Here is a 23565-nt window from a genome sequence, read left to right on the forward strand (position 1 = left end):
TCCGCCATCCAGAACGACTTCGCCGCCCGCATGCTGTGGACCGTCAAGGGCGTCGACGACACCAACCATCAGCCGCAGGCCTGTGTCGCCCAAGGCTTGGACATCACCCGGCGCCCGGGCCAACCCGTCGTGCTCACGCCGCGCGCTCGCGATGTCGACGGTGATGCGGTCACGCTGACGTGGTGGCAGTACCGGGAGGCCGGAACGTATCCTGGCACGGTCGAGCTCGAGACCACCGGCGCCGGCACCGCTCGGTTCAGGGTGCCGGCTGACGCACAGCCCGGCCAGACCATCCACCTGATCCTCGAGGCCACCGACGACGGCTCTCCTGCGCTGACGCACTACCAGCGGGTGGTCGTCACCGTCGCCGATCAGCGCGACGCGGTGGGACGCAGCGGTCCGGGCGGCTGTGCCCAGAACTGATCCCTGAATCGGCCGGGCCGCAAAGGCGCTCGCGGCCCGGCCGATTCCGAAATGGCTGGACCAGCGCCATGGGTCGGCTGTGCTAGCGGCATGATGGGCTGCCGGCTTGCGGCATCCTCTTGTGGTCTTTCCGGCGGCATGCCAGTATGACCTTTGAATCGCTTCAATCCGCCAAAGGCACACATCCGTACGAGTTTGAAACGCTTCATTCGTTGCCCCCGATTGTCAAGGAGGACACGTGGCCATCGACGTATCCGATCGGTTCGAGGCCGGTCGTACGGCCACCCGCCGGACCGGCCTGCGACGGTCGATCATCCCGATCACGACGGCCGGCCTGCTCGCTCTCACCCCGCTGGTGGCCCAGGCCGAGCCTGAGGCCCCAGTACCCGAGACGACCGCCGGTTCCCACCCCGCCGAGTGTCCTTGGATGGACACGAGCCTTTCCGCAGACGACCGAGCGAGGATCCTGCTCGACCACTCCAGCCTGGAACAGAAGATGCGTTGGATCGTCGAGCAGCCCGCCGCGTCGCCGCAGCAGACGACGTGGCCGGGCGATGTCGTCTACCCGGAGCAGCTCCCGTGCACCCCCCGGATCATGTTCGCCAACGGCGCGCAGGGGCTCGACGCGACGGGCGCCACGGCGCTGCCCGTCGCGATCGCTGAAGCCGCGGCCTTCGACCCGGAGCTGAGTCAGGCCAAGGGGAGCCTCGTGGCCGACGAGACCTTCCGCGCCGGCCGCAACGTCCTGCTCGGCCCGGGCGTCGCCGGCGGCCGCACGCCGCTCTCCGGCCGTACTTCGGAGTACTACGGCGAGGACCCGGTGCTCTCCGGCGTGCTCGCAGCGGCCAACATCCGCGGGCTCGAGGAGAGCAACCCCGAGCGGCCGGTGGTCGCCAACCTCAAGCATTACGTAGCCAACGAGCAGGAGCTCGACCGCGATGCGAGCTCCAGCAACATGGATGAGCGCACGATGCGCCAGATCTACGGCCTGGGCTTCGAGATCGCGACCCGCGAGGGTGAGCCGGGCTCCATCATGTGCTCGTACAACCAGATCAACGGCGTCTATGCGTGTGAGAACGACCTGCTCGACGACGTCGTGAAGGACGAGTGGGGCTTCGACGGCTTCATCATGTCCGACTTCGGGTCGGTCCACTCGACCGCGCCTTCGCTCACGGCCGGCCTGGACATGGAGCTCAACCGCCCCGTGTGGTTCACGCCGGAGCTGCTCCACGACGCGCTCGCGGCGGGGGAGATCACCGAGGACGACATCGACGCGGCGGCATTCCGCGTGGTCAAGGTGTTCATCGAGGCAGGGCTGTTCGACCACCCGCTGCCCGACGACCCGTCGACCGACCTCATGACGGACGAGAGCCGGGCGCTGGCGCAGGAGATGGCGGAGAACGGTTCGGTGCTGCTCAAGAACGAGGGGGCGCTGCCGCTCGCGGACACCGCTCTCGACGTCGCCGTCATCGGCCCGACCGCCTCGAACACGCCGACGAACGGCGTGAGCGCGGTGTCCGTCTGCTCCGCCTGGATGCCGTTCGGCGGCGGCCGGCCGGCCGTGCCGTGCCCCGACCCCGTGGCGCCGCTCGATGCGATCACCGAGCGGGTCGAGGCCTCCGGCGGCACCGTGACCTTCGCTGCCGGCACCGACCTGGCCGAGGCGGCCGAGGTCGCCGCCGCGGCGGACGTGGCGATCGTCTTCGGCTACTACCAGATGGGCGAATTCAGCGACATCACCGACCTGCGTCTCGACGGCAGCGGCGACGCACTCGTGGAGGCGGTCGCCGACGCCGCCGCCACCACCGTCGTCGTGACGCAGACCGGCAGCGCGGTCGAGATGCCGTGGGTCGACGACGTGGACGCCGTGCTGCACGTCTGGTACGCCGGGCGCGAGATGGGCACCGCCATCAGCAACCTGCTGTGGGGTGACGTCAACCCGTCGGGCAAGCTGCCGCTGACGTTCCCCGTATCGCTCGACGACACGCCGACGAGCACGCCGGAACAGTACCCCGGCGTCGTCGACGACAGCGGGATCCGGCAGGTCGAGTACTCGGAGGGTCTTCAGGTCGGCTATCGCTGGTACCAGGCGCAGGGCATCGAGCCACTGTTCGCTTTCGGCCACGGCCTGTCGTACACCGAGTTCGAGTTCTCCAAGGTGAACGTCACGCCGCGACGGTCCCACGAAGGCCACGCCCTCAAGGTGCGTTTCCGGCTGACCAACACCGGCGACGTCGCCGGCGACGAGGTCGCGCAGGTCTACCTGACGCTGCCCGACGAGGCGGGGGAGCCCTTCAACCGGCTCGTCGGCTTCGAGCGGGTGCACCTCGAGCCGGGCGAGCACAAGAACGTGACGATTACGCTCTCGCGCGAAGAACTGCAGACCCGACACCTGCTGCAGTACTTCGATGTCGAGACCGACGCCTGGGTCACACCCAAGGGCGAGTTCCAGGTCCGGGTCGGCTCCGCCTCGGATGACCTCTCTGAACCGGTGAACTTCACCGTTCGCTGACGCAACGGGCCGGAGGGCCCTTCCGCTGCTGCGGGAGGGCCCTCCGGTACGTCACCGTCCTGTCGCTTCCGAGGCTTCCGAGCAGAACCGGCGGGCCGGGTCAGGCGGGCAGGCGATGCGTGACGTCGTGGACGCCATGCCCCAGCTGGCGCCGGAGGCCGGGCAGGTCGAGCACCGCGGTCGTCCCGACCGGAACCCGCAGGCGCACCGTGACGTGACCGTCGTCGCAGCGCCAGTCGATGGCCGCGGTGCCGTACGGCGTCTCGTGCCGCGCCCCCGCCGACGTGATTCCACCGCCGGGCCGCGGCGCGAACCGGATCCGCCGGTAGCCCGGGGCGTCAGGCGCGAGGCCCGCGACGACCCGGTGCATCCAGTCGGCGACGGCACCGAGCGCGTAGTGATTGAACGACGTCATGTCGCCGGGGTTCACGCTGCCGTCCGGCAGTATGCTGTCCCACCTCTCCCACACTGTCGTGGCGCCCATGGTCACGGCATAGAGCCAGGACGGACACCGGCGTTCGAGCAGCAGCGTGTAGGCCTCGGCCAGATGACCGCTTCCCGACAGCGCGTCACAGATCGCCGGAGTGCCGGCGAACCCCGTGCTGATCGTCCCGCCGGTGGTGCGCACCAGGGCCGCGAGCATCTCGCCCACGCGCTCGCGTGTCGGCTCGTCGGGGCACAGGTCGAGTGCGAGCGCGAGCGAGCAGGCCGTCTGTGTCCGCGCGTCGCCGGGCGCGTCCGGCGCGAGATAGCTCTTGGCGAACGCGTCACGCACCTCGTCCGCGAGCGCCCGGTAGCGCCGGGCGTCGTCGGCCTCACCTAGCACATCGGCCGTCTCCGCCAGGCGGCGGGCCGAGTACGCGAAGTACGCGGTCGCCACGAGGTACGGGTCCGTCACGGCCTGGGCAGGGTCATCCGGCGGCGCCGTGGGGTCGAGCCAGTCGCCGAGCTGGAAACCGGAGTCCCACAGCCGGTCGGGACCGGCGAGGCTCTCGACCTGGTCGACCCATGCCCGTGCGCTCGCGTACTGCTGTCGCAGGACGCCCGTGTCCCCGGTGCGCTCGTACAGCGTCCACGGCACGAGGACGGCGGCGTCGCCCCAGAGCGCCCCGGGCACCGTGGGGTCCCAGCCCGGGCTCGGGACATAGGGGACGTACCACGGGACGGTGCCGTACTCCTCCTGCTCGGCCGCGAGGCTTCGCAGCCAGTCGTCGAGGACGCCGTTGACGCCGTAGAGGAACGAGGCGGTCGGCGCGAACACCTGCATGTCCCCGGTCCACCCGAAACGCTCATCGCGCTGGGGGCAATCGGTCGGGACGTCGACGAAGTTGGAGCGCATACTCCAGACGACGTTCTCGTGCAGCCGCTCGACGTCAGGTTCGGAGCACCAGAACCAGCCACGGCGCGGCATGTCGGAGTGGTGCACGCGCGAGACGACGTCGCCGGGGCGCAGCTCTCCGGGCCAGCCACTGATCTCGGCGTACCGGAAGCCGTGCATGGTGAAGCGCGGCTCCCACTCGCGTTCGCCGCCACCGTCCAAGATCAGCACATCGGTCGACGTTGCGCCCCGCAGCGGCCGGGTGCACAGTTCGCCGTCCTCCAGCACCTCGGCGTGGCGCAGGCGGATCGTCGTCCCAGCCGGGCCGGCGACGCGGACCCGCAGGCGCCCCGCGTGGTTCTGCCCGAAGTCGAGCAGATAACGGCCCGGTTCGCGCTCGAGGATGTGAGCCGGGGCCAGTTCCTCGGTGCACCGAACGGGCGGACCGTGGGGCGCGACGAGCAGCGCGCCGTCGAGCTCGATGCGCCGCACCGGCGACCACGCGGTGTCGTCGAAGCCAGGGCTCGACCAGCCATGCTGCTCGAGGCGCCCGTCGTACGCCTCGCCCTCGTAGAGCTGCGCGGAGATGATCGGGCCGGGTGCGGTGCGCCAGCTCTCGTCCGAGGTGAGAACGACCACGCGCCCCGCATCGGTGACGACCTCGAGCTGGGCGAGCAGTCCGACGTCGTCGCCGAAGACGTTCCACCTCCCGCCGTCGAACCCGAGATGGCCCCGGTACCAGCCGTCGGCGAGCCAGGCACCGAGTACGTTCTCGCCGCCGCGCAGGTGATCCGTCACGTCGTAGGTGAGGTAGCGCAGGCGGTGCCGATAGCTGGTCCAGCCGGGGGCCAGCACGTCCTCGCCCACGCGGCGGCCGTTGACCTCGACTTCGAAAACCCCGTGCGCGGTGACGTACAGGCGGGCCGAGCGAACGCTGTCCGGCACCTCGAAGCGCCCGCGGATCAGGGGCGGTCGCCTCGCGGACGGTGGTTGTTCCGCGTCCGCAGGACCTACGAGCACAGCCGACCAGTCGGACGGTTCGAGCAGGCCCACCTCCGCGCTCGCCTCCGTGCTCCACGGGCTCCATGGACCGCTCGCCCCCTGCACGCGGACCTGGACCGTGACCGCCTCGCGGCTGGCGAGGCCGCGGCCGGGCCACGGCACGAGTACCTGCTCACCGCCCTCCACTCGGTGCCGGATCTCTTCGGGGGAGCCGTCGGCCCGCACGACCCGCCCTCGCACCTCGTAACGAGCCTGCCGATATCCCTCCGGCGCGGCCGCGACGACCCAGGAGAGCCGGGGCCTGCGGGTCCCGATGCCGAGCGCATCCGGGACGTGGTGCTCGAGCGTGAGCCGCTCGGGCGCGGATGGTCCAGTGGTGGTCACGCAGCAGACTCCTCGGTGTCGGTCAGTTCCCACCGGCCCGGGGCGAGATCTCCCCGGACGGGATGGCGCAAAACAGTGCCGGGCGGCACGTCCACGATGGTCTTGTCCGGCGCGGCGTCGACGACGATGTCGCCGCCGGGCGCGGGGACGACGGCACGTGCCCATGACAGGCCGCCCAGCATGGGGTCGACCTTGAAGGCTTTCCAGCCGTCCTCGACCGGGCGGATTCCCAGCACCAGCTCGGGCAGCAGCACGAGCGGCCCTGCCGACCAGGCGTGGCACAGGCTCTTGCCGAACGGCCGGCCGTACATGGTGAGGTCGTCCACGCCGTCGCCGAACTCCTCCCAGAAGGTCAGGGCACCCGCGTCGAGCATCTGCCCCCAGAGGTCGCACAAGCGGCGCACGGCTTCGACGCGCTCACCGCACACGCCGAGTGCCCGCAGCGCGAACGCGGTCATGAACGGGGTGCCGGCGCGTGCGGCGCCGCACAGCGACGCACGCATGCCATCGGGTACCGGGTCGACCAGCCCGGCGGCCACGGAGAGGAAGTCGGCATACGGGGTGCCGGACGGCTCGGTGTCGCCGAGGTACTCGCGCCACGAGTCGGTGATCGGGTCCCAGGCGCGAGCCACGAGTACGGCGCGAAGGTCAGCGGCACGCTTCTCCCAGCCGACCGCCTCGGGTCGGCCGGCGGCGGCGAGGACACGCGCGCCCGACCGCAGCGCCCACCACCACAGCACCTGCAGGGCGGTGAGGTCGCGCCGGGTGTCGATCTCGACGCCCCAGTCGAGGAAGACGTGGGTGATGAACTGATCGGGGAGTACGGCCGGCCGCAGCACGCCGTTGGCGTGGGTGTACCCGGACATCTCGGTGAGGAAGTCCTGGACGCGCTCCGACAGGCGCGCGACGTCGTCGGATGCGTCGAAGTGGCGCACGTAGAAGCCGCAGGCGATCACCCACCACAGTGAGTAGTCGGCGATGCCGTTGACGTAACCGTACCGAGGCTGCCCGAGCGCGACGATCGTGTCGTGCGCCGCCTGCCGGTCCGCGAACGCGTAGGCGTTCGTCAGCGTGCTCAGAGCCTGGTCTCCCATCCACGGCATACGGTCACGCTTGATGCCGTCGACGACGAGCTCCTGCAGACACAAGCGCAGGGTGTAGGCGCTGGTGCTCCAGATCTGGTTGAGTCGCTCGTCGGAGCAGAGGAAGGCACCTCGTCGCGGCACGGGGTGGACCTGTGCTTCGACGACGACGTCGGCGGCGGTGTCCGTAGCGATGTAGCGGAAACCCAGCAGGTGACGCGAGGTCCACCGACCGTCGGAACGCCGGACCAGGTCATGACGGGTCTCGTGATCATCCTCGCGGGCCGCCAGCGCCTCGGTTCGCGACTCGCCGGTGCTCAGCCGCGGGCGCTGAGGAGCGGTGAGGACGGGCCGGCCGAGGACGGGCGCCGGCAACTCCAGCAGTCCGCCGGAGCGGGCCGGGCGGACGAGGACCACAGGGTCGGCCGCGCGGTGCGGGGCGCGGCCCGGTGCCCCGAGGCGAGACGCTGCGAGCTCCCAGTCGCCTCCCGGTACCCGGACCTCGACCGCGCCCACGGCGGCCGAGGGTCCGGCCAGCACGACGGCGGGCGGTACTCCGGAGGTGGTCACCACGCGGACATGGCGCATGCCGGTGCGGGCCGTCCAGCGGAACTCGGCCTCGGACACGACGTCGCCGTAGTTGTCGACATAGTCCACGTGCCGGTTCGCCTCGAACCCTCGCCGCACGAGATCGTGGAGCCTGGCGAGCTCGAACTGCCCCCAGGGGTAGTACCAGGTGGCGGACGCATCGTCGTCGGCTACGGCTTCAGGGACGGGGAGGTCGGGGAACGGGTCAGGGCCGGACTCCCGGCATCGGGCGATCATGGCGCCCCGGACGGGCGTCGGCTCCGGGTCACGCTCGTCGTCGCGCACGTGCTGCTCCTGGTCTCGGTGGTGACGCACGGCGCCCGGCCGGGCCAGGCCCGGCCGGGCGCCTGTGGGTGGACACGGGTCAGGCCGGACCCTGCTCCCAGGCCGCGTCCATGTCCTCGAGGACCTCGTCGCCGGTCTTCGAGCCGTCGAAGACGCCCTGGACGCCCGTGAGCAGCGCCGTCTGGACGTCCGGGTTGGGCCAGAGCTGGTCCATGAACGGGTACGTCCTGCCGCTGTCGAAGTAGTCGCCGAGCGGCTGCAGCGCCGGGTCGAGCTCGAACTCGTCGTTGGGGATGCCCGGAAGACCGGCGTTGATCTCGGCGAAGGCGTTGGTGCCCGCCGCGCCCGCGAGGAAGTCGAAGAACAGCAGGGCGTTGTCCTTGTTCTCGGCGTTCGTGTTGACGCCGTAGGTGCCCGACGCCGCGGCCGCCATGCGCGTCGCCTCGGCATCGTCCGAAGCAGGCACCGGGTGGAGGCTGAACGTCGTGCCCTCAGCGGCGACGTTCGACAGTTCGGCGACCGCCCAGTTGCCGTTGATGATGCCGAGCGCGTCGCCGGCCGCCGTGGTCTGCAGGACGGTGTTGTAGTCGGTACCGCCGACGCCGTCGTTGAAGCAGCCGGCCTGGGCCATCTCGTCGTACTTGGCCATGACATCGCTCCATGCGGAGCCGGCGAAGTGCGGGGCCGTGTACTCGGCGGCCCCGGAGTCGAACTCGGGGTCGTCCGTGTACACCAGCTCGGGCGCGAGCGAGAAGGGGATGAGCTGGCCCACCCAGGAGTCCTGCGTGCCGAGCGCGAACGCGACCTTGCCGGCCGACTGTGCCGTCGAGCACAGCTCGAGCACCTCCGACCACGTGGTAGGCGGAGTGGCTCCGACCTCGTCCATGGCGGTGTCGTTGAAGATCGCGCCGATGCCGCTTACGGTCACCGCGAGGCCGTACAGACCGCCATCACGCTCGAGGACCGGCCGCAGGCCGTCCGGGACGCGGCTCGCCCATTCGCGGTCGCTGAGATCCTCGAGGAATCCAGCCGGCTGGAGCACGGCGATCGCTGCCGAGTTGCCGGCGCCGGGCCAGATCTGGATCACGTCCGCCGCCGTGCCGCCCGTGAGTTGGGTGCGCAGGGTCGGCTGGTACTGGTCGACGTCTGCCCACGTGGTCGTGACCTCGATGTTGGGATACTCCTCCTCGAACGCGGCGATCGATGCCTCGAGCGCTTCCTTGTCGGAGTTGAGCGCCGAGATGGTGAGCGAGCCGCTGCCCGCATCCTGCTCGGCGGCGCCGCCGTCATCGTCTCCGCCGCCACCGCACGCGGTGAGCGCGAGCCCGACGGCCGCCGTGATCGCGACGGTGGCAGAGGTGTGAGTCCTCTTCATGGCGATTCCCTTTCCGTGTGCCGCGTCATCGCGGCGTGACCGTGCGTTGTCATGTGGTTGGGCAGCTCAGGCCTTGAGCCCTCCGCTGAAGCCCTTGATGATGTGGCGTTGCATCGCGAAGTAGACGACCAGGACCGGGACCATGCCGATGAGCAGGCCCGCGAACACGACGTTGAAGTTGGACGAGTACTGCGCGACGAACGTGGAGACGGCGAGCGGCATGGTGGCCGTCCCGCTGCCCGACAGGTAGAGCAGCGGCGTGAGGAAGTCGTTCCAGACGAAGACAGCGTTGAGGATGACGACCGTGCCGGTGATGGGGCGCAGCAAAGGGAACACCACCCGCCGGAACGCCTGCAGCGGCGTGCAGCCGTCCAGGAGCGCGGCCTCCTCGTAGTCGGTGGGCGTCGCCCGCAGGAAGCCGACATAGAGGAACGTCGCGAAGGGGACCTGGAGACCGCTGTAGAACAGGACGAGTGACCACAGTGAGCCGATGAGGTCCAGGTCTCGGATCGTCGCGTACAGCGGCAGCATCGCGAGCTGGAACGGCAACAGGAGCCCGATCATCACGACTATGAACACGATCTTGCTCCAGGCGCGGGTGACTCTCGCGAGCGTGTAGGCAGCGAGCGCCGAGACCACGACAATGATGATCACGCTGACGACGGTGACGAACGTGCTGTTCAGCAGCGCTCGGCCCAGGCCCGCGTCTTCCCAGGCGGTGCGATAGTTCTCGAGCGTCGGGTCGGCGGTCGGCGCGAGGATGGATTCCGTCGAGGTGCGCGACCGGAACGACATGTTGACCAGCACGTAGAGAGGGAAGGCGATGACCAGCGTCGCCGCCACCATGACGATCTCGAGGGCGAAGGTCCGCCCGGTGTAGCGGCGCATCAGGAAGCCCTCCTCTCGCCGCGGCGCAGGATGGCGTACTGCGCGAAGGCGAAGATCGCGACCAGCACGGTCAGGACGACCGCGAGCGCGATCGCGAACGAGAACTGGCCGGAGTTGAACGCGAACCGGTAAATGAGCGTCGAGAGGGTCTCGGTCGAGTTGGCCGGTCCGCCGCCTGTTGTCGCATAGACCTGATCGAAGAGCTTGATTCCGCCGATGATCGAGAGCATCAGGTTGATCGTGATCGCCGGGGCCAGGAGCGGCAGGTCGATCGAGAAGAAGCGCCGCACCGGGCCGGCGCCGTCGAGGGCCGCGGCCTCGTAGACGTCCGTCGGGATGCTCTGCAGCCCCGCCAGGAAGATCACCATCGAGTACCCGGCGAACTGCCAGACCACGATGCCGATGATCGCCCACATCGCGGTGTCGGAATCCCCGAGCCACTCACGCTGCAGGCCGTCCAGCCCGACGGCATCGAGCAGCTCGTTGAGTGCTCCCGTCGGCGCCAGCAGGTTGCGCCACAGATAGGCGATCACGACGGGCGTGAGCACCGCGGGGGCGAAGAGGAAGACGCGCAGCAGGTTGCGCGACTTGATCTGCGAGTTCACCCCGAGCGCGAGGAGCAGGCCGATCGCGTTCTGGACGAACATGATCGACACGGCGATGACGATCGTCCGCACGACCGCGTCACGGGCGACGTCGGTCTCCCAGAGGCGCACGAAGTTGTCGAGGCCGATCCACTCCCAGGAGGGGCTGATGCCGTTCCAATCGGTGAACGCCAGGATGGCGCCGCGCCCGCTGGGGATCAGCACGATGAACGCGTAGAGCGAGAGCGCCGGAACAAGGAACCACCACGAAGCACGCGAGCGGCCTCGGTGGCGCCGAGGGCGACCGGACGAGCCCTTGCCCGGGCGGCCGCGACCCGTCGACCCGTCCGCGGTCGCCCCACCCGGACCCCCTGGGTGCGCTGTCGGCACCGAGGCCGGAAGAGGTTGCGTCATCGGTCCTTCTCCGAACGTCGTTGTACTGAGGACCGGCGCACTGGGGTGAGCGCGCCGTAGTCGGACGGCATGTGGAGTGCCGTCGCTCATGTCATGTCCTCGCTTGCCAGCGGGTTTTGAAGCGTTTCATAGCGGCATATGGCTGTCAACACCCGGCGCGCTGCCGCCACCGTCCGCGCGGCGCTCGGAGCCCACCCCGCGGCGTACCGTGGTCTACATTCAGGAGCGTCGGATCGAATAGTCAGAAGGAGCGTGGTGGGGGTGGTGAGGCCGCCGAACGTCGCCGACGTGGCTCGCGCCGCGGGGGTCTCCCTCGGCACCGTCTCCAATGTGCTCAACAACCCCGACAAGGTGACACCGGCGACCCGGAGAAGAGTCGAGGCGGCGATCGCCTCGCTCGGATTCGTACGCAACGGTGCCGCACGGTCGCTGGCCGCCGGGACGAGCCGCACGCTGGGCTTCGTCCTCACGGACTTGACGAATACGTTCTTCCTCGACCTCGTGCGGGGCGCCGAAGAGGTCACCAAGGCGGCCGACCTCAACATCCTGCTGGCCAACTCGGACTCCCGAGCGGACAAGCAGCGTTCCTACCTCGATCTCTTCGAGGAGGAACGCGTCGCGGGCATCCTCCTCGCGCCTCGGCAGGACCTCCTCGAACAAGTCGCGCCTCTGCGGGCGCGTGGCGTCCGCGTCGTCGTGTTGAACGCCGACCCGCCCGACGGCGCGTGCAGCGTCCAGACCGACAACGTCCGGGGCGGCTACCTCGCGACGCAGCACCTCATCGCAGGTGGTTGCCGACGGCTGATGTTCGCCGGTGCGCCCCGGTTCCCCGCCGTGGTCGACCGGCTCGAGGGCGCGAAGAAGGCCGTCGACGAGACGGCCGGAGCGGTGACGCTGGAGGTGGTCACAACCGACGGTGTGACCGCGACCGACGGACACCGGATCGCCGCGCTCGTGGACGAGCTGCCCGACGAGGCACGGCCCGACGGGCTCATCGCCGGCGCCGACCTGCTCGCTCTCGGTGTCGTTCAGTCCACCCTCGTACGCGGACGGCTGCGCATCCCTGAGGACCTCGCCGTCATCGGGTACGACAACAACCGTGAAGCGTGGTCGAGCCTCGTGCCCATCACGACCATGGATCAGGCGGGCGAAGAGATGGGCCGCGTGGCCGCCACCATGATTCTCGAAGAGCTGCGCACGCCGAGACAGCACAAGCACCGGCGCGTCGTCATGGAGCCCGTCCTGGTTCCCAAGGCGAGCACGCGTCGAACCGGTCGCGAGCAGCACCCGCATGCCGCATCGGGACCGGTGAGCTCGGCAGTCGCCCCGGAAGGCTGATCCGTCGCCGACGCCGGCGTCGGCTCGGCACGACCGCGTGCGGCCGTGCGCGGTCTGCTGACACTTGCCTCCCATCACCCGCCGCGCGAGCGGTTCGAATCGCTGGGAAGCCACCCTGCCCAGCGGTGCATGTCGAACGTTTTACTCAGGAAATTGCCTGGAAACAAGCCGTTGACATGAGTCGACGTCCTCGCCATACTGAGCCACCTAAAACGTTTCACAAGGTGGAGACGGCACGCCAGACTGCCCGGCGGAGCGCCACCCCTCGGGAGCGCATCAGTGGCCGGGCGTTCTCTCCACCGGTCAGTCACATGCCGGGCCATGGCCGCCGGTGGACGCCAGTCGTTCGCCGCCCCGGCCTGGAGGCCTCGCTGAACACGGCGGTGCTCCCAACCCGGGGGGTACAGAGATGAGGAGCAAGCGATGATGCGAAAGCGCCCCATCCGCACGACACTCGGCATCGCCACCGCAGCCGCCGTGGCTTGCGGTGGACTAGCGCTCGGGGCGGTCGCCCCGGCTTCGGCGCTCTTCGGCGAGGCCGAGATCGCGCCGATCGAAAGCAACCTCAGCGCGAAGTCCTGGGCAGGCGTCGACGCCAGCAGTGGTGCGTCCACTGCCGGCCTGGCGATCGACCAGGACGAGCAGACCGCGTGGATCGCCGGCGACGCGTCCGCGAGCCAGTGGCTCACGCTCGACCTCGGCGGCGCCTACGACAATGTCAGGAAGGTCCGGGTGGTCTTCCCGGACGCGGGCGCGGTCTACCAGTACGTCGTCGAGTCCTCTGCTGACGGCACGAGCTGGAACGTCATCGCAGACCACTCGGCCAACCAGCAGCCCGGCCGCGGCTCGGTCGACGTCTTCACCCAGCCCGGGACGAGATACGTGCGGGTGACGTTCACCGGAGCCTCGCCCGGCGCGACCCTGGGGATCAGCGAGCTCAGCGTCTACAACTACCTGCGCGAGGACCTGGTCCTCGGCGCCGACGCCTCCTGGGTGGACAACGACGTCGCCGAAGGGCGCAACTACTGGGTGAATCCGACGGAGGAAGACCGCGGCGCGGGCCCGCACCTGCTCGACGTGCTCCAGGACCGAGGGTTCGAGTACATCCGGTTGCGGGTCTTCAACGAGCCGCGCAGCGAGAACAGCGGCAACGTGTCCGCCGTTCCGTACCAGGGCCCCGAGCGATCGCTCGAGGTGGCCAAGTGGATCAAGGCTGAGCGGGACATGGGGCTCGGCATCGACTTCCACTACGCGGACTCGTGGGCCGACCCGATCAAGCAGCCGAAGCCGCGGGCGTGGGCGGAGCTGGAGTTCGACGACCTGACCGACGCGGTGTACGAGTACACCTACGACTACGTCGAGCAGCTGATCGAACAGGGCACGACGCCGGACAAGGTCGCCATCGGCAACGAGATCCTCAACGGCTTCATGTACGGCAGCGAGAACGCCCACATCGGTGCGACCAACCCGGCGTACTTCCGCAACCAGCCGGAGATCTATCAGTCGCAGCCCGGCGGCGGCCTGCTCTGGAACTACTGGGGATCGGACGACCCGGAGGAGCAGCGGCTGTACGACGAGGCGTGGGACCGGTTCACGACGCTGTCCGCGGCGGGGATCCGTGCGGTCCGCGACGTGTCAGCGGCCCATCGCGAGGACATCGACGTCGAGACCCACATCATCATCGACAACGGTCAGCTCGACAAGACGCTCGAGTTCTGGGACCAGTACCTCACCCGCGTGAACGCCAAGGGAGCCGACCCGGACGTCCTCGCTCACTCGTACTACCCGCAGTACCACGGGTCGCCGGACCACTACGAGTTCAATGTGAACGCTGTGGCCGCGGCGCACCCGGAGTACAAGATCGACGTTGCGGAGACGTCGTACCCGGCGTCGGGCGGCGATGGTTCCCCGATGCCCAACTCGCCGTACCCGCGGACGGTTCAGGGGCAGGCGGATGCGCTCCAGCGGGTGTTCCAGATCGCCAACGACATCCCGAACAACCAGGGAGTGGGGGTTCTGGCGTGGGAGCCGGCGAGGTGGCAGTCCTTGTTCAGCTCTGTTCCCGGAATGACGCGCACGTGGGAGCCCAACGCGTCGATCGACGTCTTCAACCAGAGCCGGGCCACCCACGTGGTGGAGGACACCGTCTTCTCGACCGCGCTGGTGGGCGACGAGATCGTGCTGCCGGAGTCGGTGCGGGCGCTGGCCACGGCCGATGGGTCGGCCGAGTCGGTCCCGGTGGACTGGGATGCGGTACCGGACGATGCCACCGGCACGGCCGGCCGGCTCACGATCAGCGGCTCGACCGAGTACGGATCGGTGACCGCTTCGGTCGACGTGGTCGACGAGTTCGCCGGCCTCGCGTGTGACCGTGTGATCACTGGCCGGCATGCCGGGCCGCTCTCGGTGAGCGGGGGAGTGACCTGCCTGGACGGCACCACGGTCTCCGGTCCGGTGACGGTGCGCGCCGGCGCCTCGCTCCAGGTGGACGGCGCGACCATCGCCGGCCCGGTGCTGGCCGAGGGCGCGGCCGCGGTCGTGATCTGCAACAGCCGGATCAACGGCCCGGTCACCTCGTCGGGGACTTCGTCGGTGACGATCGGCAACCCGGTGCTGGACTGCGCCCCGAACACCGTCACCGGGCCGGTCATGGTGACCCGGACGTCGTGGTGGAACGTGATCGCCGGCAACACCATCAACGGCCCGCTGATGTGCAGCGGGAACACCGAGGCGCCGGTGAACAACGGCGCACCGAACACGGTGAGCGGCCCGAAGTCGGCACAGTGCCGCGACCTGTAGCGGCCTGAGATCAGGCGGTTCCGAGACGTCGCCGGGCCGGACGGCTCCGGCCCGGCGACGCGCTCCCCGCACCCGTGACACCAGCATCACAGCAGGAAGGAGGCATGACGATGGCGCAGGCGACGGTCGTGGCACGACGGTCCTCCCGCGAAGCGGCGGGCCGGAGGCGCCTGGGTGCGGCGGTGCTGCTGTTGCTGCCGTTCTTCGCCCTGTTCGCCGCGTTCTACCTGGCGCCTGTCGTCTACGCGGTTTACCAGTCGTTCCTGAAGGTGGAGCGGCAAGGAACCTTCGGTGCTCCCACGGACGTCTTCGGAGGCTTCGATCAGTATGCGCGGGTGTTCCAGGACGAGGCGTTCCTGGCGAGCTTCGGGCGGGTTCTGCTGTTCGGCGTCGTCCAGGTGCCGGTCATGCTCGTGTTGGCGTTGCTGTTCGCCTTGTTGCTCGACTCGGGCCGGCTTCGGTTCAAGCGGTTCTTCCGGCTCGCGTTCTTCGCTCCGTATGCGGTTCCCGGCGTCATCGCGGCGATCATCTGGGGCTTCCTCTACTCGCCCTCGCTGTCGCCGTTCGGGTGGCTGACCGAGCGAGTCGAGTTCATGTCGGGCTCGGTGATCTTGTGGTCGCTGGCCAACGTGACGACATGGATGTTCACCGGTTACAACATGCTGATCATCTACGCCGCGCTCAAAGCCGTTCCGCCGGAGCTCTACGAGGCCGCCCGCATGGACGGCGCCGGCGCGGTCCGGGTGGCATGGTCGGTGAAGATTCCTCTGGTGCGACCGGCGCTCGTCCTGACCGGCGTCTTCTCCATCATCGGGACGCTTCAGCTGTTCACCGAGCCGCAGGTCTTCAGATCCCTGACGACGGCCATCACGGGCACCTACACCCCGAACATGGTGGTCTTCGGTACGTCGAACATCCCGAACTTCCACCTGGCGGCGGCGTTCTCGGTGGTGCTCGCGCTCACCACGTTCGCGCTGTCGTTCGGCTTCCTCAAGATCACGCAGCGGGGGGTCCAGCCATGAGCATCCAGGCCCAGGCGCCGACGGAACGCCGGCCTCCCGAGACGCGGGACCTCGCGCGCGGCGTACGGCGGCGAGCCGCCGGCCAGGCACTGCCGTTCCTGGTGATGGCGGTCTTCACCGTCTACATGCTCGCGCCGCTGTGGTGGCTGCTCATCGCCGCGAGCAAGCAGCGCTCCGACCTCAACAGCACGAACCCGATGTGGTTCGCCGACGTCGAGCTGTTCGGCAACATCGTCGACGTCACGACCCACCGGGACGGCTTGTTCCTGCGGTGGATGCTCAACAGCCTGCTCTATGCGGGCGTCGGCGCCCTGGGTGCCACGGTTTTCGCGGGGATGGCAGGGTACGTGCTCGCGAAGTTCCAGTTCCGCGGGCGCGAACTGCTGTTCAATGTCGTCCTCGGCGGTGTCCTCGTCCCCGCGACGGCCTTGGCGCTGCCCTTGTTCCTGCTGTTCAGCAACATCGGGCAGACGAACTCCTTCTGGGCGGTGTTCCTTCCCAGCCTGGTCAGCCCGTTCGGCGTCTACCTGAGCCGCATCTATGCGGCCTCTGGCGTACCCGACGAGCTGCTCGAAGCAGCGCGGATCGACGGCGCCGGTGAGCTGCGCACCTTCTTCCGGGTGGCCGCGCCGCTCATGGCGCCGGCACTGGTGACGGTTTACCTGTTCCAGTTCGTGCACATCTGGAACAACTTCTTCCTGCCATTGATCATGCTGCGCAGCGAGTCGCTGTTCCCGGTCACTCTGGGCCTGTACGTCTGGAACAGCCAGGCGACTCAGCAAGCACCAGAACTGCGCACCTTCGTCATCGTCGGCGCGTTCCTCTCGGTCGTGCCATTGATCGTCGCCTTCCTGTGCCTACAGCGCTTCTGGCGCTCCGGCCTCGGCACAGGCGGCGTCAAGTAACGAACGACAACTCACACAGCGCGACCGTGACGTCCAGAAGGCCACGGCCGCCGATTCCGGGGAGGAAACGAACATGCGACGGACACGACGGACAGGCGGGCTCACCGCGCTGTCTCTGGCAGGAGCGTTGGTCCTGGCCGGCTGCGGTGGTGACAGTGACGACACCGCCGCCGAGGGCGGTGACGAGCAAGGTGGCAGCGGCGGCTCCTGTGAGCCGGCAGGGGAGCCCGTCACGCTGGAGTACTACTCGTGGGTGCCGGGTGTGGACCAGGTGGTCGACATCTGGAACGAGCAGAATCCGGACATCCAGGTGGAGTTCGTCACCGGGCCCACCGGCGTCGACGCCTACCAGACCTTCTTCAACGGCATCGAGGCCGGGAACGCCCCCGACCTGGCTCAGATCGAGTACGACGCACTGGCGAACTTCCGGCTCCAGGACGCGCTGGTGAACCTCGCGGACTGCGCGGGCGTGCTGGATGCACAGGACGAGTTCGTCGACTGGACGTGGGAGCAGGTCACGTTCGGCGAGGATGAAGCGGTCTACGCCATCCCGCAGGACATCGGCCCCATCGGCATGTGGTATCGCGCCGACCTGTTCGCCGAGGCCGGCATCGAGCCGCCGGAGACGTGGGATGACTATTACGAGGCCGCCAAGCTGATCGCCGGCCGTGGCGGCCACATCCACCACTTCTCCGACGGCGACGTCAACTGGTTCCTCGGCCAGGTCTGGCAGGCGGGCGGGTCGTGGTTCTCCGTGGCGGACGGCGAATGGACGGTCGACTTCACCGGTGCTGAGTCCATTCAGGTGGCGGAGTACTGGCAGCGGATGCTGGACGAAGGTCTGATCCGCCCGATGGCGTCGTGGTCCGACGAGTGGTGGGCCGCACTCGAGGCGGGCGACATCTGGACGTGGGTCAGCCCGTACTGGGGCAACGCGCTCATCGAGCAGAACGCGTCGGCCAGTGCTGGCGCATGGGCAGTCGCGCCGATGCCGCAGTGGGACGAGGGTGCGAATGCGGCCGGCAACTGGGGCGGATCGACCGCTGCTGTCACGTCGTCGACCGACCACCCCCACGAAGCAGCGCAGTTCGCGCTCTGGTTGAACACCAGCGAGGAAGCCCTGGTCGCGCTGAACGAGCTCGGCGGCCTGTACCCGGCCACGTCGGCCGGGCAGCAGCTGCCGCAGCTCAACGAGCCCGCCGAGTTCTTCGGCGGTCAGAACATCGCGGAGGTCTTCGTCGACGCCGCGCAGAACGTCAACCCCGACTTCCCGTGGGGCCCGACGATGACGCAGACCTACAGCGATGTCGCCGACGGGTTCGCCGGCGTCGTCAACGGCACCGGCACGTTCGTGGAGGCGCTGGAGACCGCGCAGGAGAAGACCGTCGACGCGCTCGAATCCCAGGCGATCCCTGTCGCCGGGGACTGACGAGCGACCTGACAGTCAGTACGCCAACCGAAGGGGAGAGGGATGCTAGGAGGCAAGGCGAGTCGGCTGCCGTTGAAGCAGCTCATGATCGCCGGCGCGGTGCTTGCGACATCCGCATCGGGACTGGTCGGTGCCAGCGGTGACGACGTGCAGGCGGTGGCGCGCGGCGTCGGAACCGTCGAGACCCAGGCCAGCAACACCGGACGCATCGACCATGTGGCCGGGCAGCGTGGGGCGGAGGCGGCCACGGAGCTGCCGTGCGAGGCGACGCAGAAGCTGAAGGACATTCCTTCGCACGACCCGTTCATCCTGCCGGATCCGGTGAGCGGCATCTACTACCTGTATCTCGGCCGGACTGTTCGGATGAGCATCGACCTGGAGAACTGGTGCGCTCCGGTGAACGTGTTCACGAACCCGGCGAACTCGTGGGCCAACATCAACCACGGCGTCTGGGCGCCGGAGGCGTGGTACTACAACGGGAAGTACTACTGGTTCGCCACGTTGCACAACCGCGACCGCGTGCTCAAGACCGCCTCGACCGCCGGTCAGCACTGCGGTGACTGCGGACAGGTCTGGCAGAACCAGCACTGGCGCGGAACCATCATCGGGGTGGCCGACTCGCCGCTCGGCCCGTTCGAGATGCTCAACCCGGAGTCGCCCGTGGCTCCGTCGAACTTCATGACCCTGGACGGGACGCTCTACGTCGACCCTGAGGGGCAGCCATGGATGGTCTACGCCCACGAATGGACCCAGAAGATCGACGGGACGATCGAGGCGATCAGGCTGGAGCGTGATGAGGACGGGAACCTCACCGGCCGCGGCGACGGAGAGCCGATCTACCTGATGAAGGGGTCCGACGCGCCCTGGTACTACGAGGAGGGCCGGGTCGACGACGTGCAGCTGCCGCCGTACGTCACCGACGCACCCTCGTTCTATCGCACGGCGAGCGATGACCTACTCATGTACTGGACCAGCTACCGCAAGCACAACAACGAATACGTGGTGACGCGGGCCCGGTCGACGTCGGGCGACCTGGCCGGCCCGTGGGTTCAGGAGGACGTGGTCATCACCGAGAACAAGGGCCATTCCATGCTGTTCTGGACCTTCGCGGACAGGAAGAACCCCCGCGGGACCATCATGATGTCACTGCACAACAACATGAATCGCTCCAACATCCGCACGGAGCTGTATGAGATGAAGGAGACCGGCCGCGATCTGCTCGTGGCCCGCCAACGCACCGACCTCGACGGTGACCCGCCGTCGAGCTGGGTGTGGCCGATTCCGTGACACGAAGAGAGTGAGGGAACGTTGGGTACAGTCGGCATCCGGGATGTCGCCGCGCTGGCCGGAGTATCGGTGAGCACCGTCTCGAACGTGCTCAACCGTCCGGAGCGTGTCTCGGCCACGTCGGTGGCACGCGTCCGCGAAGCGATCGAAACGCTCGGCTATGTGCCCAACCTGTCCGCCCGCCAGCTCCGCGGTGGGCGCAGCGGCACCATCGGGATGGCCGTGTTCAACACGGCCATCCCGTTCTTCAACCAGGCGATCTTCGGCGCCGAGACGGTCGCCGAACGGGCGGGATTGTCGATCATGGTCGGGAACAGCTACGAGTCCGTGGTTCGCCAGGCACGGCACCTGGCGAACTTCGAGCAGTACCGGGTCGATGGTGCCCTCGTCACCCCGGTGACCCGCGACCTGTCGTCCCTGCATCGGCTGCACCAGCGAGGCATCCCTGTGGTTGTCCTCGACGCCCGCGACGACGCTGGCGACTTCGACTCGGTCTGGCTCGACGATGTCGGCGGAGGACGGCTCGCGACCGAACATCTGATCGGGATCGGCCGAAGCCGCATCTGGTTCGTCGGTGGGCCCCTCGGCGTCCGCCAGAACGCTGACCGGCTGGCCGGATGCCGCGAGGCCGTGGCCGCGACCGCCGGAGCCACGCTCACCGTGAAGGAGGGCGACGGCGCCGGCCTCCGGGTCGGACGCACGACCGGCGACCAGATCGCGGCCATGCCTGCTGCGGAACGTCCTGACGGGATATTCGCGGCCAGCGACATGGAGGCGATCGGGCTGATGCAGTCGCTGCTCCGGGCCGGGCTGCACATTCCCGACGACGTCGCCATCGTGGGCTACGACGACAGCGACTTCGCAGCGAACACCAGCGTCCCGCTCAGCTCCGTCCGCCAGCCCGCTCTCGCAATGGGGCAGAGCGCCGCCGAGTTGTTGATCGAGAGGCTGTCCGGCACCGACTCCGCCGTCAAGCAGATCGCCTTCGACCCCGAGCTCATCGAGCGGGAGAGCACCAGAGGTGGCTCTGCCTGAGTGTCGGTTGCCCACGAACGACAACGCTCACCGGCTTCTCACCCGAGCCCGGTTCTGACCGCAGGAGGACATGTGTACTACGGAGGCGACTACAACCCCGAGCAGTGGCCTTCCGAACTCTGGCCGAGGGACGCGGAGCTCATGCGCGCCGCCGGCGTCAATCTGGTGAGTCTCGGCATGTTCTCCTGGTCGCGCATCCAGCCGGCCGAAGGCGAGTTCGATTTCGGCTGGTTGGATGAGGTCATCGGTATTCTGCATGACCATGGCATCGCGGTGAATCTGGCGACCGCCACGGCGTCGCCGCCGCCGTGGGCCACGCACCACTATCCCGACATGCTCCCGCAACTGGCTGACGGCACCGTGCTGTGGCCGGGCAGCCGGCAGCACTTCGCCGCGACCTCTCCGGTCTACCGGCGCTTGGCGCTCGAATTGGTGACGGCGGTAGCTGAGCGGTACGCCGGTCATCCGGCCGTGGTCATGTGGCACGTGAACAACGAGTACGGCTGCCATGTCCCGTATGACTACTCCGACAACGCACGTGATGCTTTCCAAGGGTGGCTACGGCGTCGGTACGGCGACGTCGGCACGCTCAACACCGCCTGGGGCACCGACTTCTGGTCGCAGCGCTACACGGCGTTCGAACAGGTGCTGCCGCCACGATCCGCGCCGTACAGCCAGAACCCGGCCGCCCTGCTGGACTTCCGCCGCTTCACCTCCGACGCGACGCTGGAGCTGTTGGTCATGGAGCGCGACGCCATCCGCGGCGCCGGCGCGGCCCAGCCTATCACCACCAACTTCATGGGCCCGTTCCATGCGCTCGACTACTGGCGGTGGGCCGACGAACTCGACCTCATAGCCGACGACAGCTACCCCGACCCAGCCGACCCGCAGTCCTTCCGCCGAGCTGCCTTCACCCGCGATCTGATGCGCTCACTCGGCGGCGGCAAGCCGTGGATCCTCATGGAGCAGGCCGCGAACGCGGTGAACTGGCGGCCGGCCAACGCCCCCAAGGCTCCCGGCCAGATGGCCGCGCTCAGCATGCAGGCGGTGGCGCGTGGCGCCTCCGGGGTCATGTTCTTCCAATGGCGTCAGTCCCGCTCCGGAAGCGAGAAGTTCCACTCGGCGATGCTGCCGCACGCCGGCACCGAGACACGCACCTGGCGCGAGGTCGTGCGGCTCGGTGCGGAACTCTCCCCGCTACCGGAGATCGCCATGTCACCCGGCGACGTGAAGGTGGCGCTGCTGTTCGACTGGGACAACCTGTGGGCGGTGAGCAACCCCGACCACCCGGTCGAGCTGGACTACACCGATATCGTCCTTCGCTGGTATGCAGCGATCCACCGCCAGCACGTCCAGGTCGACATCCGCACGGCTGGCCACGACCTCTCCGCCTACGACGTCGTGATCGCCCCCTTGCAGTACCTGCTGCCGGCGGCTGCTGGAACCAACCTCATCGACTACGTCCGGCGCGGCGGTCACCTCCTGGTCGCCGGTTTCACCGACATCGTCGACGAGCACGACGCCTTCCGCGACGGCGGGTTCCTCACCCAGCTCGGGCCGACACTCGGCATCCGGCTGGAGGACTTCGGCGCGCTGCCCGAGTGCGACGGTGTTTCCTTCCGGCTCGACGGCGCCGACCACACCGGTACGACCTACGCCGAAGAGATCCAGCTCGCCGGCGCGACGCCCCTGGCACGGTTCAGCACCGGTCGCCCCAGCGACCAGCCCGCGTTCACCAGCCATCGCGCCGGCGCAGGTGTGGCCTATTATCTCGCCACCCTGCCGGACGACGACGGCATGCGGGCGGTCACCCGCCACGTGTTCGCCCGCGCCGGGGTGACGGGGGTGCTTCCGGGCGCTCACCCCGACGTCGAAGCGATCCGCGCCGGCGGGTACCTCGTCGTCATCAACCACACTGATCGGCACCATGCCGTCACGCTCGACAGGCACTACGTGTCCGACAACGCACCGGTCACCGAGGTCGAGCTGCCACCGTTCGGCTATGCAGTGCTGTGCCGGCCGTCGGAGGCCGCCACGAACGCGAGCGACCGGCAACACGTGCCCGCGCGAGCACACGGCTCAGTCGGCTGATCGTCCCAACTCTGCAGCGGCACCCCGGACAGCCTGTAGCAGCGGCGTGACGAAATCCGCGAGCTTTCTCTTGCTGACCCGCATACCGGGCGCCGATACGCTCAGTGAGCCGGCCGCCCGGCCATCGGCGTGCATGATCGGGGCCGCGACGCATCGGATTCCCAGCTCATGCTCCTGCTCGTCGACTGCGAAGCCCCGGGCTCTCGTCAGCTCCAGATCGGCCCGGAGAGCATCAGGTGAGGTGAGTGTGTGCTGTGTGTACTCCGTGAGGTCCGTCGCGTCGATCAAGGCAGCTTGTTCGGCAGGTGGGAGCTGCGCCAGTATGGCTTTCGCCACGCCGGTGCAATGCAGTGGCGCGATAAAGCCGATCCGCGAGTACATCCGCACCGGATGCTGGCTCTCGATCTTTTCGATGTAGACCACGTGACCGTTCGTGAGAATTGCCAGGTGAACGGTTTCCCCGGTCGCTTGGTTCAAGTCGCGCATGAACGGCAAGGCGACGTCGCGGATGTCGATCGACTCCAGTGCCCGCTGCCCGAGCTCCATGACCGCCGCGCCGAGCGAGTAGGCACCATCGGGCCGCCGGTCCAACAAGCGCCAGCCGTGCAACGCGTGGAGGATCCGCAGTGCGGTGGTTGCATGGACGCCGAGCCGATCCGCTACCTCGCTGACGCTTCGGGGTCGCACGCCCACGAACATCAGCGTCTCCGCGGCACGATTGACCGACTGCGTCACCGAGGTCGACCCCCAGCGCGTGAGGTCATCCGGGCGCGGGTCGCGGCTCTACCCATCGGACACCATTTC

The 23565-nt window shown here is 68.6% G+C and carries 16 protein-coding genes; 10 read left to right on the plus strand and 6 right to left on the minus strand.

Going from position 1 to position 23565, the window contains the following annotated elements; all coding sequences use genetic code 11:
* The first annotated feature begins 30 nt into the window (after positions 1-30).
* Both JIAGA_RS35785 and JIAGA_RS31330 read left to right on the plus strand, forming a co-directional pair.
* Positions 31-423 carry a cadherin repeat domain-containing protein gene (locus JIAGA_RS35785; RefSeq protein WP_026877133.1) on the plus strand — a complete coding sequence of 131 codons (393 nt, stop codon included), beginning with the start codon at positions 31-33 and terminating at the stop codon, positions 421-423.
* Between the two features lie 238 nt (positions 424-661).
* Positions 662-2935, plus strand: coding sequence for a beta-glucosidase family protein (locus tag JIAGA_RS31330; RefSeq protein ID WP_211239758.1), 2274 nt, complete (start codon positions 662-664; stop codon positions 2933-2935).
* Between the two features lie 100 nt (positions 2936-3035).
* On the opposite strand, the gene JIAGA_RS31335 is transcribed toward JIAGA_RS31330, so the two are convergent.
* From JIAGA_RS31335 to JIAGA_RS31340, 5 genes are all read right to left on the minus strand, one after another.
* Positions 3036-5639, minus strand: coding sequence for a glycoside hydrolase family 78 protein (locus JIAGA_RS31335; RefSeq protein WP_035812795.1), 2604 nt, complete (start codon positions 5637-5639; stop codon positions 3036-3038).
* Positions 5636-7594: an alpha-L-rhamnosidase-related protein gene (locus JIAGA_RS35405; protein WP_026877134.1), complete on the minus strand. Its 1959-nt coding sequence runs from the start codon at positions 7592-7594 to the stop codon at positions 5636-5638. Before JIAGA_RS35405 ends, JIAGA_RS31335 begins: the two co-directional genes overlap by 4 nt.
* Positions 7595-7673: 79 nt before the next feature.
* Positions 7674-8969 carry an ABC transporter substrate-binding protein gene (locus JIAGA_RS0120735; protein ID WP_026877135.1) on the minus strand — a complete coding sequence of 432 codons (1296 nt, stop codon included), beginning with the start codon at positions 8967-8969 and terminating at the stop codon, positions 7674-7676.
* A 66-nt stretch (positions 8970-9035) separates the two neighbouring features.
* A complete protein-coding gene (locus tag JIAGA_RS0120740; protein WP_026877136.1) occupies positions 9036-9857 on the minus strand; it encodes a carbohydrate ABC transporter permease in 822 nt (273 codons plus the stop codon).
* Positions 9857-10666, minus strand: coding sequence for a carbohydrate ABC transporter permease (locus JIAGA_RS31340; protein WP_211239759.1), 810 nt, complete (start codon positions 10664-10666; stop codon positions 9857-9859). The genes JIAGA_RS0120740 and JIAGA_RS31340 overlap by 1 nt, the downstream gene beginning before the upstream one ends.
* 453 nt (positions 10667-11119) lie before the next feature.
* Between JIAGA_RS31340 and JIAGA_RS31345 the strand changes: the two genes are divergently transcribed.
* The 8 genes from JIAGA_RS31345 to JIAGA_RS31355 all read left to right on the plus strand — a co-directional run bounded on the left by JIAGA_RS31345 (position 11120) and on the right by JIAGA_RS31355 (position 22761).
* A complete protein-coding gene (locus tag JIAGA_RS31345; protein WP_169738908.1) occupies positions 11120-12193 on the plus strand; it encodes a LacI family DNA-binding transcriptional regulator in 1074 nt (357 codons plus the stop codon).
* Positions 12194-12616: 423 nt separating this feature from the next.
* Positions 12617-14992, plus strand: a complete 2376-nt coding sequence (locus tag JIAGA_RS0120755; RefSeq protein ID WP_026877137.1) for a glycosyl hydrolase 53 family protein — start codon at positions 12617-12619, stop codon at positions 14990-14992.
* A gap of 110 nt (positions 14993-15102) precedes the next feature.
* The gene (locus JIAGA_RS0120760; RefSeq protein ID WP_026877138.1) at positions 15103-16014 is read left to right on the plus strand and encodes a carbohydrate ABC transporter permease; all 912 of its coding nucleotides are present in this window, start codon (positions 15103-15105) and stop codon (positions 16012-16014) included.
* A complete protein-coding gene (locus tag JIAGA_RS0120765) occupies positions 16011-16919 on the plus strand; it encodes a carbohydrate ABC transporter permease (protein WP_084469876.1) in 909 nt (302 codons plus the stop codon). The genes JIAGA_RS0120760 and JIAGA_RS0120765 overlap by 4 nt, the downstream gene beginning before the upstream one ends.
* 73 nt (positions 16920-16992) lie before the next feature.
* A complete protein-coding gene (locus JIAGA_RS0120770) occupies positions 16993-18348 on the plus strand; it encodes an ABC transporter substrate-binding protein (protein WP_026877140.1) in 1356 nt (451 codons plus the stop codon).
* A gap of 42 nt (positions 18349-18390) precedes the next feature.
* Positions 18391-19635: a glycoside hydrolase family 43 protein gene (locus JIAGA_RS31350; protein WP_211239760.1), complete on the plus strand. Its 1245-nt coding sequence runs from the start codon at positions 18391-18393 to the stop codon at positions 19633-19635.
* 21 nt (positions 19636-19656) lie between these two features.
* Positions 19657-20670 carry a LacI family DNA-binding transcriptional regulator gene (locus JIAGA_RS0120780; protein WP_026877141.1) on the plus strand — a complete coding sequence of 338 codons (1014 nt, stop codon included), beginning with the start codon at positions 19657-19659 and terminating at the stop codon, positions 20668-20670.
* A 72-nt stretch (positions 20671-20742) separates the two neighbouring features.
* Positions 20743-22761, plus strand: a complete 2019-nt coding sequence (locus tag JIAGA_RS31355; protein ID WP_051426338.1) for a beta-galactosidase — start codon at positions 20743-20745, stop codon at positions 22759-22761.
* On the opposite strand, the gene JIAGA_RS0120790 is transcribed toward JIAGA_RS31355, so the two are convergent.
* Positions 22750-23496 carry an IclR family transcriptional regulator gene (locus JIAGA_RS0120790; protein WP_026877142.1) on the minus strand — a complete coding sequence of 249 codons (747 nt, stop codon included), beginning with the start codon at positions 23494-23496 and terminating at the stop codon, positions 22750-22752. The two genes, JIAGA_RS31355 and JIAGA_RS0120790, sit on opposite strands and share 12 nt — an antisense overlap.
* Positions 23497-23565 lie beyond the last annotated feature (69 nt).

Source organism: Jiangella gansuensis DSM 44835, from assembly GCF_000515395.1.
Taxonomy (GTDB): Bacteria; Actinomycetota; Actinomycetes; order Jiangellales; family Jiangellaceae; genus Jiangella; species Jiangella gansuensis.

What these genes read in the sequence shown, in the direction of transcription:
- JIAGA_RS35785 (WP_026877133.1), top strand. Translation starts at nt 31, where the DNA reads ATGCTGTGGACCGTCAAGGGCGTCGACGACACCAACCATCAGCCGCAG.
- JIAGA_RS0120735 (WP_026877135.1), bottom strand. Translation starts at nt 8,969, where the DNA reads ATGAAGAGGACTCACACCTCTGCCACCGTCGCGATCACGGCGGCCGTC.
- JIAGA_RS0120740 (WP_026877136.1), bottom strand. Translation starts at nt 9,857, where the DNA reads ATGCGCCGCTACACCGGGCGGACCTTCGCCCTCGAGATCGTCATGGTG.
- JIAGA_RS0120755 (WP_026877137.1), top strand. Translation starts at nt 12,617, where the DNA reads ATGATGCGAAAGCGCCCCATCCGCACGACACTCGGCATCGCCACCGCA.
- JIAGA_RS0120760 (WP_026877138.1), top strand. Translation starts at nt 15,103, where the DNA reads ATGGCGCAGGCGACGGTCGTGGCACGACGGTCCTCCCGCGAAGCGGCG.
- JIAGA_RS0120765 (WP_084469876.1), top strand. Translation starts at nt 16,011, where the DNA reads ATGAGCATCCAGGCCCAGGCGCCGACGGAACGCCGGCCTCCCGAGACG.
- JIAGA_RS0120770 (WP_026877140.1), top strand. Translation starts at nt 16,993, where the DNA reads ATGCGACGGACACGACGGACAGGCGGGCTCACCGCGCTGTCTCTGGCA.
- JIAGA_RS31350 (WP_211239760.1), top strand. Translation starts at nt 18,391, where the DNA reads ATGCTAGGAGGCAAGGCGAGTCGGCTGCCGTTGAAGCAGCTCATGATC.